The organism is Segatella intestinalis (assembly GCF_029348455.1).
Lineage (GTDB): Bacteria > Bacteroidota > Bacteroidia > Bacteroidales > Bacteroidaceae > Prevotella.
The window spans coordinates 85,923-99,177 of record NZ_JARJVV010000011.1; the positions used below are offsets into that span (position 1 = coordinate 85,923).

Consider the following 13,255-nt stretch of genomic DNA (forward strand, 5'->3'; position numbering starts at 1 on the left):
ATTATTTTTCGTTAGCCAGACGCTCCTGGATGGCTTTGCTCTCTGCCTCATAGCCAGGCTTGTTGAGCAATGCGAACATATTCTTCTTGTATGCCTCAACGCCAGGCTGGTTGAATGGGTTCACCTCTTCCAGGAGACCGCTGATGCCGCAAGCCTTCTCGAAGAAATAGATGAGCTGGCCGAGGTAGTAGGCGTTCAACTCAGGTACGTTAACCAAGATGTTAGGCACACCACCGTCTACGTGAGCCAGACGGGTACCGAGCTCAGCCATCTTGTTCACCTCGTCCACACGCTTGCCCTCGAGGAAGTTCAAGCCGTCGAGGTTCTCATCGTCGTGAGGGAAGAGCAGCTTCTCGTTAGGAGTCTCAACGCTGATGACGGTCTCGAAGATAGAGCGCTCGCCCTGCTGAATCCACTGACCCATAGAGTGGAGGTCGGTAGTGAAGTCGCAGGCAGCAGGGAAGATACCCTTCTGGTCCTTGCCCTCGCTCTCGCCATAGAGCTGCTTCCACCACTCAGCGAAGTAGTGCAGCTTAGGCTGGAAGTTGCATACGATCTCGATCTTCTTGCCAGCCTGTGTGTAGAGTGCCTGACGTGTGGCAGCATAGATGGCAGCAGGGTTCTCGTCGAAAGCCACGTCCTTGCCGCAAGCCTTCTCCATGTCGACAGCACCTGCAACGAGCTGTTTTACGTCGAAACCAGCCACTGCGATAGGCAACAAACCTACTGGAGTCAGTACAGAGAAGCGACCACCCACATTGTCAGGGATGATGAAGCTCTTGTAGCCCTCCTTGTCAGCGCAAGTGCGTGCAGCACCCTTCTTGGCGTCGGTAACGGCCACGATGACATCCTTGGCATCGTCCTTGCCACGCTGGTCCTCGCACTGCTTCTTCAAGAGGCGGAAAGCCAGGGCTGTCTCGGTAGTGGTACCCGACTTAGAGATGTTGATGACACCAAATTTCTTGTCCTTCAAGTATGTAGTCAACTCGTAGAGGTAGTCCTCACCGATGTTGTTTCCTGCGAAGAGGATGGTAGGGTTCTTCTTGTCTGCTACGAGCCATGCGAAAGAGTTTCCGAGGCCTTCGATGACGGCGCGTGCACCGAGGTAGCTACCACCGATACCTGCTACCACAACCACCTCGCACTTTTCGCGCAGGGTGTTGGCCACAGCCTGAATCTCGTCGAGGAACTCAGGAGTGATAGAAGATGGCAGATGCAACCATCCCAAGAAGTCGTTACCTTCACAAGTGCCGTTCTCAAGAGCTTCCTGAGCGGCCTTTACCTTAGGCTCGTAAGCCTTTACTGCACCTTCTGCGAGGAAGGAAGCAGCCTTTGTAATGTTTAAGCTGATACTTTTCATTTCTACTTTTATCTAAATGATTTAAATATCTAAATGAATGTGTTAAAAAGTTTCTACTTGAAGACAAGCTCTTGTTCCGAAACCGGTTGACGGGGCTGTGCGTGTCCTTATCTGAAGGAGTCGGTCAGGAGTTTGATTTCGATTTGCGGGCTGATGCGCTCGTACAATATATTATATACGGCATCGAGAATCGGCATGTTGACGTGCATGTGGCGATTGATTTCCTTCATGCACTTGGTGCCGAAATATCCCTCTGCAATCATCTCCATCTCTACCTGTGCACTCTTCACGCTGTAACCCTTGCCTATCATGGTTCCGAAGGTGCGGTTGCGCGAGAAGTTGCTGTATCCCGTCACAAGCAGGTCGCCGAGGTAGACCGAGTCGTACATGCTTCGCTCGATGGGGTGCACGGAAGTGAGGAAGCGGTGCATCTCCTGCACGGCGTTCGACATGAGCACCGCCTGGAAGTTGTCGCCATACTTCAGTCCTCCACAGATACCGGCAGCAATGGCGTAAACGTTTTTGAGCACGGAAGAGTACTCGATGCCGATCACGTCGCTCGAGGTCTTGGTCTTGATAAACTCGCTTGCCAGACAGTCGTTGGCAAAGGCCTTGGCTTTCTCGGTGTCACTGCATCCCACGGTGAGGTAGCTGAGTCTTTCGAGCGCCACTTCCTCGGCATGTGACGGTCCGCCGATGCAGGCGAGGTTCTCATAGGGCACGTCGTACACCTGATGGAAATATTCCGAGCATACGAGGTTTTCGTCGGGCACGATACCCTTAATGGCCGTGATGATGAACTTGTCGTCAATCCGGGTTTTGAGTTTCTTGAGATGATTCTTCAGGTAGGGCGATGGTGTTACGAACACGAGTGTGTCGTAGTTCTGCACTATCTTGTTGATGTCTGAGGAGAAGAATATCTCTTCGACATTGAACCGTGCTGCTATGAGATAGGCAGGGTTGTGTCCCAGTCGCTTGAAGTCCTCGATGCGGTCGTCGCGACGCATATACCAACCTATGTGATGAGTATGTCCCACCACAATCTTGGCTATAGCTGTTGCCCAGCTTCCTCCGCCAATTATCGCAATTTTACCGCAATTATACACCTTTTTATTTAATGTTTAATGTTCTCAAGTTTTTTCAAGAATTAGAGAATTTCAGAATTATCTCCAATTCCCTAATTCTTGAAACCCAAAAACTTGAATTTTATTTGTTTGCTGCATCAATCCAGCCCTGGATATCATCAACAGAAGGCTTCTCGTATCCGAGTTTGTACTTCTTGTTGATTTCGCCGATCTTCTGCTGTAATCCCTGAGCCTTCTCGTCGCGGATGTCGGAGATGAGGTTGAAGCCAGCCTTGCGGAGCACGTATGCCCAGTCTTCTGGCACGCCGATCTCTTCCCATTCCTTGATAGAGCTCTGAGGCATCTTCTTCTCGGGTTTCATCTGTGGGAAGAAGAGCACCTCCTGGATGAATGTCTTGCCCGTCATGAGCATGACGAGACGGTCGATACCGATGCCGATGCCCGATGTAGGAGGCATACCATACTGGAGTGCGCGCAGGAAGTCCTGGTCGATGATCATCGCCTCGTCGTCGCCCTTGTCGGCCAGTTTCATCTGGTCGATGAAGCGCTCTTCCTGGTCGATAGGGTCGTTGAGCTCAGAGTATGCGTTGGCCAGCTCCTTGCCGTTGACCATGAGTTCGAAGCGCTCGGTGAGTCCTGGCTTAGAGCGGTGCATCTTGGTGAGTGGCGACATCTCCACAGGGTAGTCGGTGATAAAGGTAGGCTGGATGAAGGTTCCCTCGCAGAACTCTCCGAAGAGCTCGTCGATGAGCTTGCCCTTGCCCATGGTCTCGTCTACGTCCATGCCCTTCTCCTTGCAGAAGTTGCGTATTTCCTCCTCGGTCTTTCCGTTGCAGTCGAAGCCTGTCTTCTCCTTGATGGCGTCGAGGATAGGCAGACGGCGGTAAGGTGCCTTGAAACTTACGATGTTGCCGTCGATCTCGCGCTCTGGCTTGCCGTTGACAGCGATACAGATGGTCTCGAGCAACTTCTCAGTGAATGACATCATCCAGTTGTAGTCCTTGTACTGTACGTAGAGCTCCATGCAGGTGAACTCAGGGTTATGGTTGCGGTCCATACCCTCGTTGCGGAAGTTCTTTCCGATCTCATAGACGCCCTCGAAGCCGCCTACGATGAGTCGCTTCAGATAGAGCTCGGTGGCGATACGCATGTACATATCCTGGTCGAGCGCATTGAAGTGAGTGATGAATGGGCGGGCCGAAGCACCACCTGCGATGCTCTGCAGGGTAGGAGTCTCCACCTCTGTATAACCAGCGTTGTCAAGCACACTGCGCAGGGTGCGCAATACTGTGGCACGCTGCAGGAAGGTGTCCTTCACGCCGTCGTTGACGATGAGGTCGACATAGCGCTGGCGATAGCGCAGCTCAGGGTCGTCGAACTTGTCGTATGCCACGCCGTCCTTGTACTTCACGATAGGGAGTGGCTTGAGGCTCTTGGAGAGTAGGCACAGCTCCTTGGCGTGAACGGAGATCTCGCCTGTCTGTGTGCGGAAGACGAAACCCTTGACACCGATGAAGTCACCGATGTCGAGCAATTTTTTGAATACCGTATTGTAAAGGTCCTTGTTCTCGTCGGGACAGATTTCGTCGCGGGCGATATAGACCTGTATTCTTCCCTTAGAATCCTGCAACTCGGCGAAGCTTGCCTTGCCCATCACGCGTCGGCCCATCATACGGCCTGCGATCACTACCTGGCGTGGCTCGTCCTCGTCTTTGAACTCAGCCTTGATGTCTGTGCTGAATGCATTGGTTGGAAACTCTGCTGCTGGGTATGGGTCGATGCCCATCTCTCGCAATGTCTGAAGACACTGTCTGCGAACTATTTCCTGTTCGCTCAACTCTAAAATGTTCATATTCTATTGAGATATATCTTATTATTCGTGGTGCAAAAATACGAATAAAATTTTAACTGACGTAGTATTTTATGCTTTTTAATATATTAATAATGTGCAAACGATGCAAAATAGATGAGTTTTCCCTTCGATAAGTCAGAAAAAGACAGGAACTTCCTCATGTGCGGAAGTTGAGTAAATGTGAGATAAAAGTATAAAATTACCTTATTTATTTTGTTTTATCTCTTATTTCTATTAATTTTGCATTATACTTAAAAAAAACAGCACAATGAACATAGATGAAATAGTAAAGAGGATAAGTAAGACCGACGGACTGTCGAAGACGCTGGGTATGAAATTCATCTCTACCCCCGAGCCCGATACCATCATGGCGACGATGAAGGTCGACGAGCGCAATCGCCAGCCCTTTGGATTCCTGAGTGGTGGCGCCTCGCTGGCGCTGGCCGAGAATGTGGCGGGCATAGGCTCGCTGGCACTCTGTCCGGGACGCATTGCCGTGGGCATCAACGTGAGCGGCACCCATGTCATCGCCGTATCCGAGGGCGACACCGTTACCGCTTACGCCAAGTTGGTGCACAAGGGAAGAGTGCTGCACACATGGCAGGTGGACATACGCAACTCGCAGGGCGAGACCGTGTGCACCGTGCAGGTGACCAACTATGTGATCACTCCGAAGAAAGACCAACCCAAGAAACAGGCAGAATAAGAAGATGACGGCTTTTGCGTATTATCGTTTGCCCTGCGAGCAGCATGCCACCTATGTGGCGCAGCACGTGGAAGAGCCCGAAATCCTCTCCTCTGTGGCTCAGCTCAATGGCAAGGAAGGCTTCGTGATAGCGCCCTTCCAGCCTTCGGCCGAATGCCCCGTGGTGCTGATTCGTCCCGACGAAGTGCGTGACTTTGTGTCAGAAGCTCAGTGCGTTGATGATGCCAATGGAGGACGACGAGTGCAGAAATCGCCCTGCACAGAGGCTTATGCCCGCGACTATGAATGTTTTCACGGGCAGTTGGAGCGTGGCGTGTTTCGCAAGATAGTCTTGGCACGCAAGTCCACCCTGCACACCCGTTTATCGGCAGAGGCACTCTTCCAGAAGGCCTGTCGCCTGTATCCCCGTCTCTTTGTGGCTTTGGTGTATACAGAGCCTTCGGGAATGTGGCTGATGGCAACGCCCGAAATCCTACTCCAGGGCAACGGCAATGCCTTTCATACCATGTCGTTGGCGGGCACGCAGAAGGCGCCTGCTACTACCATCCCGCCCTTATCCACGAAGGCTGTAGAGGGCCTGGAGTGGCCGCAGAAGGACCAGGAGGAGCAGCAGTACGTCACCGACTATATCGAGGCGTGCATCAGGACCTTCTCCGACGACTATCGTCTGCAGGGTCCCTACACGATGACGGCGGCCCATCTGTGTCATCTGCGTACTGACATCCATTTCCGTCTGCCCTGTGCCGACGTGCTGGGCGATGTGCTCGAAGCGCTCTATCCCACGCCAGCCGTGTGTGGCATTCCCAAGGAGCCAGCCCGCAGGTTTATCCTGCGTCATGAGCACGAGCCCCGTCGGTACTACAGTGGTTTCGTGGGCATGCTGTCGCCCCGTGCCGATACCCATCTCTTCGTGTCGCTCCGCTGTATGCGTCTTCTGCCTGGCGGCATCTGCGAGCTCTATGCCGGTGGCGGCCTCCTGAAGGAGAGCGAGATGGAGAAGGAGTGGAGGGAGACCGAGGCCAAGATGCAGACCATGATGGAGCTGGTTTGAGTTTAGGGAGAATACTCAGGAGTTAAAGGAGTTAAGGAGAATACTCAGGAGTTAAAGGAGTTAAGGAGTTAAAGGAGTTAAGACAACAGTCTTATTGCTTGAAATCAAACATTAAAACATTGCCCTCTAAAAGCATTTGTCTTAACTCCTCAGCGACCGCAGGGAGCGATAACTCCTTAACTCCTTTAACTCCTGAAATTAAACATTCAACATTCATAAAAAAAATGTATAGCAATATCGAGAATGTCAATATCCTGACCAGTGTGCTCAAGAGCCATGGTGTAAGGCGAGTGGTGGTGTGTCCCGGAAGCAGGAACGCCCCCTTGGTTCACAATTTCAACGAGGCGGAGGGCATCACGTGCTATCCCGTCACCGACGAGCGCAGTGCCGGTTTCATGGCCTTGGGCATGTCGATGGCAGGCTCGCTGGGCTATAGTCCCGACCCCGTGGCGGTGTGCGTCACCTCGGGCTCAGCCCTGCTCAATGTCTATCCCGCCGTTGCCGAAGCCTACTATCAAAAGTTGCCCATCATCGTCATCTCTGCCGACCGCCCCGAGGCGTGGATAGGTCAGCAGGATGGGCAGACCCTTCCGCAAGCCCACGTCTTCGGACAGATGGTGAACAGGAGTGTCGACCTGCCGATGATTACACCTTATTTATTAGACCACCCTGCCTCTGCCCAGATGCACGACGAGCAGGCTTGGTATTGCGAGCGACAGGCCCACGAGGCCGTCATCGACTGCGTGCACCGCAAGTCGGGCCCCGTGCACATCAACATACACATCGCCGAACCCCTCTACGAGTTCACCCAGAAGGAGCTCCCCCATACCCACTGGGTAGACTATGTGAGGACCGGTCTCTACGGAGGCGGATTCCACTATGGCGACCTGCTCGACTTCCTGAACGCCCGCAGGCCGATGATCGTCGTGGGACAGGACTATCCCTCGACCTCGCTCCATGGCATCAAGAACATCAGCTCGTGGGCAGTGACGCTCATCGAGCCCACCGCTCTCGGCACGTCGAGCAAGGACCCCGCCTCGCACGACTACTCCAGCAACCTCTTGGCAAGCAGTTTCGAGGAGGTGCTCGCCCGGTTGGAGAAAGGAGATATAGAGGTGCCCGTGATGCGGCGACGCATGGCGACCTACGATGTTGAGGACCTCATGCCCGACTTCATCCTCTATGTGGGCGGCACGCTGGTGAGCAAGCGCCTCAAGCAGTTCCTGCGACGGGCAGCCCGCAGCAGGGAGCAGGGAGGAGGTGGAGCCAAGGTGTGGCGGGTGAGCAAGGACGGCGAGATGGTGGACACCTTCATGCACATAGACCGCATCTTCCAGTGCGACCCCGACCAGCTGGCCTCTGCCATGACCGATTACGACCAGGCCTACAGTGCCGATGTCGACGACTTCAAGGACCGGTGGTTCTGGGCTCTGCGTGCGGCCAAGAGGCACGCCTACGACTATGAGCCGCCCTACAGCAGCATGGCGGCAGTGAAATACTTCCAGCAGGAGTATCTTGCCCACTCCGTGCTGGGCGACACGAGCGAGTGCCGTCTCTTCTATGGCAACAGCATGCCCATCCGCCTGGCGGGCATCTACGCCTGCCAGTATGTGCATTGCTGTCGTGGCGTCAACGGCATCGAGGGCACGCTCTCTGCAGCAGCAGGCCTGTCGGTGGTGCTCTCCGAACAGCATCATCCCGACGCCAAGAGCCAGCAGAAGGTGTTCTGCGTGCTGGGCGACCTGAGCTTCTTCTACGACCAGAACGCCCTCTGGAACCGCAATATCAACGGCAGTCTGCGCATCCTCCTGCTCAACAATGGCGGAGGTGCCATCTTCGGCAAGTTCGAGGGTCTGAAGCAGAGTGCCGCCCGCGAGCGCTTGGTGATGGCAGAGCACGTCACCTCGGCCTGTCACCTCTGTCAGGCTCACGGAGTGGCTTATCAGAATGCCGACGACATGGCCTCCCTACGACAGGGCATCGACTGGCTCATCCATGCCGAGTCCGACCGCCCCATGCTCATGGAGGTGTTCACCGACATCGATGCCGACAACGAGGCCGTGGAGGGATTTTTCGGGGAGAATACTCAGGAGTTAAGGAGTTAAGGAGTTAAAGGAGTTAAGGAGTTAAGGAGATAAAGGAGTTAAGGAGTTAAAGGAGTTAAAGGAGTTAAGACAATAGTCTTTGTGGGTGTATTCATTAAGCAGCACGCCCTGAAAGGGCAGAAGCTCCTAGCCCAGGGCAACGCCCTGGGTATAAAGGCAATCAGCAATACGCCCTGTAAGGGCAAAAGCTTTACAAATTGCCCCTGGAGTTTTAAAGCTTTTGCCCTTACAGGGTGACAAGTTTTGCGAACATGATAACCCCAGGGCGTTGCCCTGGGCTAAGAGCTTCTGCCCTTTCAGGGCGTGCTGCTTATATGAGTTTCTGCCCTTTACCTTTGCTTTACCCTTCGGCCAGCGATTTCCAATTCCCTTCGGCCGGTGACCGTTGGTTCAGGGCGTGCTGCTTATATGAGCGATAACTCCCTTAACTTCTGAACAAGCGAAATTTGAATAAACCACAAAATACAACGATATGAGAGAATGGAAAAAAATAGAAGGATTTGATTTCAAGGAAATCATCTTCGAAGAGTATCATCACATAGCCAAGATAACCATCAACCGAGAGCGTTATCGCAATGCCTTCACACCCCTCACCACATGGGAGATGTCGCAGGCCTTCAGCTATTGCCGTGAGAGTCAGGACATACGAGTAGTCATCCTCACCGGTGCCGGCGACAAGGCCTTCTGTGCCGGAGGCGACATGCACGTCAAGGGACGCGGAGGATACGTGGGAACCGACGGAGTGCCACGCCTCAATGTGCTCGACGTGCAGATGCAGATACGCCGTCTGCCCAAGCCCGTCATCGCCATGGTGAACGGCTATGCCATCGGTGGCGGCCATGTGCTCCACGTGATGTGCGACCTCACCATCGCCTCCGAGAATGCCATCTTCGGACAGACGGGGCCCAAGGTGGGAAGCTTCGACGCAGGCTTCGGTGCCTCTTACCTGGCACGCATGGTGGGACAGAAGAAGGCCCGCGAGATATGGTTCCTGTGCCGCCAGTACAGCGCCCGTGAGGCCGAGGAAATGGGCATGGTCAACAAGGTGGTGCCCCTCGCCGAGCTGGAGGATACCTGCGTGGAGTGGGCCGAGATCATGATGGAGCGCTCGCCCTTGGCACTGCGCATGATCAAGGCCGGACTCAATGCCGAGCTCGACGGACAGGCAGGCATCCAGGAGCTGGCAGGCGATGCCACCATGCTCTATTACACCATGGACGAGGCGCAGGAGGGCGGCAAGGCCTTCCTCGAGAAGCGCAAGCCCCGCTTCGACGACTATCCACAGTTCCCATGATGCTCTGAGGAGTGACGGAGTGAGAGAGTTAAGACAACAGCTTTGTGGACTTGATTACAAGCAATAAGGCTATTGTCTTAACTCCTTTGACTCAAAGGTTCAAATAAGTTTATCGAAAGCATCTTTGAAGAATTTCTCAAACCATATTTGAGGATGGTCGGTTATCATGTGTTTGCCCGATTTCGGGATATGAATGGCAATGATGTCACCGAAATCAGATGTGCCGTCTACAAAAAGAATGTTCTCGAAGAGAGCAAGCGAGGCACGTACACGCTTGATACCTTCGGTAAAGTTGTATTCTATCACCTCCTGACTTACGTTGTGCCCGCCCATGACTTGGCGCTGCTCTACACGAGTGGAAGAGTCTGATATGTAGGATAATCCAAAATAGATGAGGCAAATTTTATAGCCGGCTTTTTTGAAATCATTAATGAGTTTGATGGGTAAATCAGATGAAAAGTTGGTTTCGAACGCATAGTCCCTGTTTAAAAGAATAGCTTCGTCTTTTTCTTTCATTAATGTTGAAATTACCACCCCCTCTACCCAAGAATCTTTCCAGTCGGGATGCTCTTTGCGAAGTTTCATGGCAAGATTGTCCCCATCAAATGCTTTTGTACTTGAATAAAAGGGGCCTAATCTGCTTTTTCCTGCTCCGTTGGGTCCAGCAATGATTGTAAATTCCGGTCTTCTAATCATGGTAATACTATTTATTATCTGTATAAATGCAAACGGAACTAAGCTTGCAGCAAGTAGGACATTTTTCCTTTTCCTGGTGCAGCAACTTGTCGGATGATGGTGTATTGTCTTGTTCTGATATCAAAATTTACTTCATCGTCGCTTCCGTCGGGATTGGCAAGAAAGGTCTTGCCGCCCTCGAAATATGGCACGGAGATGCCTTTCGACCACGCCTCTAAGTAGATGCGTTCCACCTCATCGTGCACGGCATTGTTGATCTCCCTGATGGTCTTTCCGTTCGACAGACGCCAGCCTTCTATTTCTTCATATTTGCACATAAGCCTTATTTCTTTTTTGATAAACCATTGCAAAAATACAAGGAATCCCTCAAACCGCCAAATGTTTTCCTCTTTTTTTCAGTATGCCAAAGCGAAAAGCCCGCGGCTCCCTGCTGTGAGGGGCTCGCGGGCTTTGGGCGAAGAGAGGATGAGAGAGGGGCGTTCTGAGATGCTATCCAGGCGTGGCGGAAGGCCTATGCCAGGGTGCAGCTGGTGATGCCGAGCGTGGTGGCAATAGCAGTCAAGATGCTGATGGCGATCTGAATGAGGGTTTTCCAAGTGTCCTTTTTCATAGTGATAGATGTTTAAGGGTTCTGTGTTTCGGTGAATGATTCTCGATAGGGGAGTTTTTCGGGCAACTCCCCTTGGCGTTGCTCAGGAGTCAGGATGCCTATTCGCCGTCGCCGCCTCCGGTGCTTTCAGAGCCTCCTGGATTGCCTGTGCCTCCTGGGTTGGTGGTGCCGCCAGTGGTGCCGGAGCCGCCTGCGCCTCCGTTGTCGCCAGAGCCGGGCGAGTTGGTCTGAGTGCCGTCAGTGCCGAAGGCGTCGTACTCCTTGAGCTTGCACTTCTTGCTGAGTTCCGAGTTGCTCCAGGTGCGGGTGTTGCGCACGATGAGGTGCACCTTCTTGATGCTCTGGGCGCTCACGTCCTTGGCAGTCTCTTCGGCCTTCGAAGCCATGCCGATGGAGAAGAGTCCCAGGTCGCCGAGTCGTACGCTCTTGCCGTCGAGGATGAGCTCCTGCAGGCAGTCGAGTGCATCGGTGAGCACACCGTTGATACAGCCTCGTGAGTAGGGCGAGCCGTGGTCGGAGATGTGGTTGACGAAGTCTTCGAACGACAACTCTCGGTCGGTTACCACCGTGGCGTACCACTTTTCCTTACCAGCGTTTTCACCCAGGGGTGGAATGCGCTTTACCTTACGATACTTCAATGTTCCTTTTGTGTTGTTTGCCATAGTTGTAATGTGTTTTTAATGGTTAATGTTTTTCGATGTTTCTATATCTGTTGCAAAGTTACGACTATTTTTTGAAGCCGCCAAATTTCGGTATGCGTAAACTGGCGATTTTCAGCAAAAATGCGTTCAGTAAGTTCACCCTACGGAAATCCATAGTTTTCGACGCGCGCAAATTTAGTTTTCTTCTCCCGAAGTCATAGTTTCTCACGACCTCGCTTTTATGTGACGCTTCGCTGACACTGACACTGACAGTCCGATTTTCCGCACCCCTCTTCTTTCCTCCTGTGAAGGAATAGAAAAGTAAAGAAATGTTAATAATATATTTTTATATTTATATATATATAAATATAAACTTTCTCTTTCACCCTTTTTCCCTCAATAGTAGGGTTGCGGAATTTTGGACTGTCAGTGTCAGTGTCAGCGGATTTGCTCCACGACCCCGAAAAAAATCCTCCAAAAGAAGTGGTTTCTCAGATTTTATTTGTAACTTAGCCATGTCGTTGGATTTTTTGTTTCTTTTTGCAACACGAAGATACGTTGATTTTTTCGACATGGCAAGACCCTGGGCCGCTTTTGTTGCTCAGGATATCAAAAGTATAATAAACTATAGTGCTGCGGAATAAAATAACTAAAATGAATATGAGAACATTTACTTTCAAAGGTCTGTTTTTAACAGTGTTATTTATGTTGCTTGGGAGCACGGCAATTCTGGCTGCAGATGATGGCTTGTTAACCACACAAGTAACAATCAAGTTGGATGAGGCTGGTACTTTACCTACTAAGATTGCTGTAAGCAGGAAGAATCTGATTACCAATCTGAAGATTGTTGGTAAAATTAATGGCACGGATTTGAAATTTATCCGTGAGATGGCTGGTTGTGATTTTAATGGGAAAGAAACCGACGGAAAACTATCTATATTAGACTTGTCTGATGCTAAAATTGTAGAAGGTGGATCTGCTTATTATTCGGACCGCGATGATGGCTTCATTAATACCTCTAATGATAAGTTGGGCGATTATGTTTTTAAAGATTGCTATGGTTTGACAAGCTTGACCCTCCCTTCCAGTGTTACTAAGATAGGCTGTTATGCTTTGTCAAGTTGCATTGGATTGACAAGCTTGACCCTCCCTTCCAGTGTTACTGAGATAGGCGAGCATGCTTTTCTGAATTGCAGAGGGTTGACTAACTTTACCATCCCTTCCGGTGTTACTAAGATAGGCGCTGGTGCTTTTTTCTGCTGCTATGGATTGATTAGCTTGACCCTCCCTTCCAGTGTTACTGCGATAGGTTCTGAAGCTTTTAAGCATTGCAGTGGATTGACCTCCATTTATGTATATATGGAAAAATTACCAGAGACGGGGTCAAATCTATTTCTTGGATGTGACGAAAAGAATTGTACGGTTTATGTACCAAAAGGAACTGGTGATGCTTATTTTAGGTCAGCAGAATTTGGCTATTTCTATAATATAGTAGAGTTCGATGCGACGGGCATTGATAAGGTTGCAACCTCTGCCAATGCCAAGGAAGTCTCTCGCTATTCAGCAAATGGCCAGCGATTATCTGCTCCAGCCAAGGGCTTGAACATCGTGAAGTATAGTGATGGAAGTGTGAAGAAAGTTGTTGTTCAATAGTTTCGGTTAACGAACGCAATATAATGATAGATCAAGTAATTTGGGCACGAGCAATCGTGCCCTTTTTGGTTTATGATTGGTCTTATATCTTAACTTTTTGTCTTTTATTTCCTCCGATTACAGAAAGACCATGTGGAGCATATTTTTATTGCCGTTTGTTTTTTTCTCCCTTTTCTTTCCGAAAACCCAAATAATTGTGTAA

General features: G+C 51.2%; 12 protein-coding genes. 5 read left to right on the forward strand and 7 right to left on the reverse strand.

The window, feature by feature from the left end; genetic code table 11:
- Window position 1 precedes the first annotated feature (1 nt).
- The 3 genes from P3T48_RS08860 to lysS all read right to left on the reverse strand — a co-directional run bounded on the left by P3T48_RS08860 (window position 2) and on the right by lysS (window position 4,297).
- Window positions 2-1,360, reverse strand: coding sequence for a glucose-6-phosphate isomerase (locus P3T48_RS08860; protein ID WP_276506452.1), 1,359 nt, complete (start codon window positions 1,358-1,360; stop codon window positions 2-4).
- A 107-nt stretch (window positions 1,361-1,467) separates the two neighbouring features.
- On the reverse strand, window positions 1,468-2,466 hold the full coding sequence (locus P3T48_RS08865; RefSeq protein ID WP_022253148.1) for an NAD(P)H-dependent glycerol-3-phosphate dehydrogenase: 999 nt from the start codon (window positions 2,464-2,466) through the stop codon (window positions 1,468-1,470).
- Between the two features lie 100 nt (window positions 2,467-2,566).
- Window positions 2,567-4,297, reverse strand: coding sequence for a lysine--tRNA ligase (lysS, locus tag P3T48_RS08870; protein WP_022253147.1), 1,731 nt, complete (start codon window positions 4,295-4,297; stop codon window positions 2,567-2,569).
- A 268-nt stretch (window positions 4,298-4,565) separates the two neighbouring features.
- Between lysS and P3T48_RS08875 the strand changes: the two genes are divergently transcribed.
- From P3T48_RS08875 to menB, 4 genes are all read left to right on the forward strand, one after another.
- Window positions 4,566-5,003, forward strand: a complete 438-nt coding sequence (locus tag P3T48_RS08875; protein ID WP_022253143.1) for a PaaI family thioesterase — start codon at window positions 4,566-4,568, stop codon at window positions 5,001-5,003.
- Window positions 5,004-5,007: 4 nt separating this feature from the next.
- Window positions 5,008-6,054, forward strand: coding sequence for a chorismate-binding protein (locus P3T48_RS08880; protein WP_276506453.1), 1,047 nt, complete (start codon window positions 5,008-5,010; stop codon window positions 6,052-6,054).
- 224 nt (window positions 6,055-6,278) lie between these two features.
- Window positions 6,279-8,159, forward strand: coding sequence for a 2-succinyl-5-enolpyruvyl-6-hydroxy-3-cyclohexene-1-carboxylic-acid synthase (gene menD / locus P3T48_RS08885; RefSeq protein WP_276506454.1), 1,881 nt, complete (start codon window positions 6,279-6,281; stop codon window positions 8,157-8,159).
- A gap of 472 nt (window positions 8,160-8,631) precedes the next feature.
- Window positions 8,632-9,453, forward strand: a complete 822-nt coding sequence (gene menB, locus P3T48_RS08890) for a 1,4-dihydroxy-2-naphthoyl-CoA synthase (RefSeq protein ID WP_217758168.1) — start codon at window positions 8,632-8,634, stop codon at window positions 9,451-9,453.
- A gap of 99 nt (window positions 9,454-9,552) precedes the next feature.
- Here the strand turns inward: menB and P3T48_RS08895 are convergent, their stop codons facing one another.
- The 4 genes from P3T48_RS08895 to P3T48_RS08910 form a co-directional block, all read right to left on the reverse strand.
- The gene (locus P3T48_RS08895) at window positions 9,553-10,149 is read right to left on the reverse strand and encodes a hypothetical protein (RefSeq protein ID WP_276506455.1); all 597 of its coding nucleotides are present in this window, start codon (window positions 10,147-10,149) and stop codon (window positions 9,553-9,555) included.
- 38 nt (window positions 10,150-10,187) lie between these two features.
- Window positions 10,188-10,466 carry a hypothetical protein gene (locus P3T48_RS08900; RefSeq protein ID WP_022253137.1) on the reverse strand — a complete coding sequence of 93 codons (279 nt, stop codon included), beginning with the start codon at window positions 10,464-10,466 and terminating at the stop codon, window positions 10,188-10,190.
- A gap of 194 nt (window positions 10,467-10,660) precedes the next feature.
- The gene (locus P3T48_RS08905; protein WP_022253136.1) at window positions 10,661-10,759 is read right to left on the reverse strand and encodes a smalltalk protein; all 99 of its coding nucleotides are present in this window, start codon (window positions 10,757-10,759) and stop codon (window positions 10,661-10,663) included.
- A gap of 98 nt (window positions 10,760-10,857) precedes the next feature.
- Window positions 10,858-11,421: an HU family DNA-binding protein gene (locus tag P3T48_RS08910; protein ID WP_276506456.1), complete on the reverse strand. Its 564-nt coding sequence runs from the start codon at window positions 11,419-11,421 to the stop codon at window positions 10,858-10,860.
- A gap of 639 nt (window positions 11,422-12,060) precedes the next feature.
- Here P3T48_RS08910 and P3T48_RS08915 point away from each other — a divergent pair.
- A complete protein-coding gene (locus P3T48_RS08915) occupies window positions 12,061-13,053 on the forward strand; it encodes a leucine-rich repeat domain-containing protein (protein WP_276506457.1) in 993 nt (330 codons plus the stop codon).
- The last annotated feature ends 202 nt before the right edge of the window (window positions 13,054-13,255 follow it).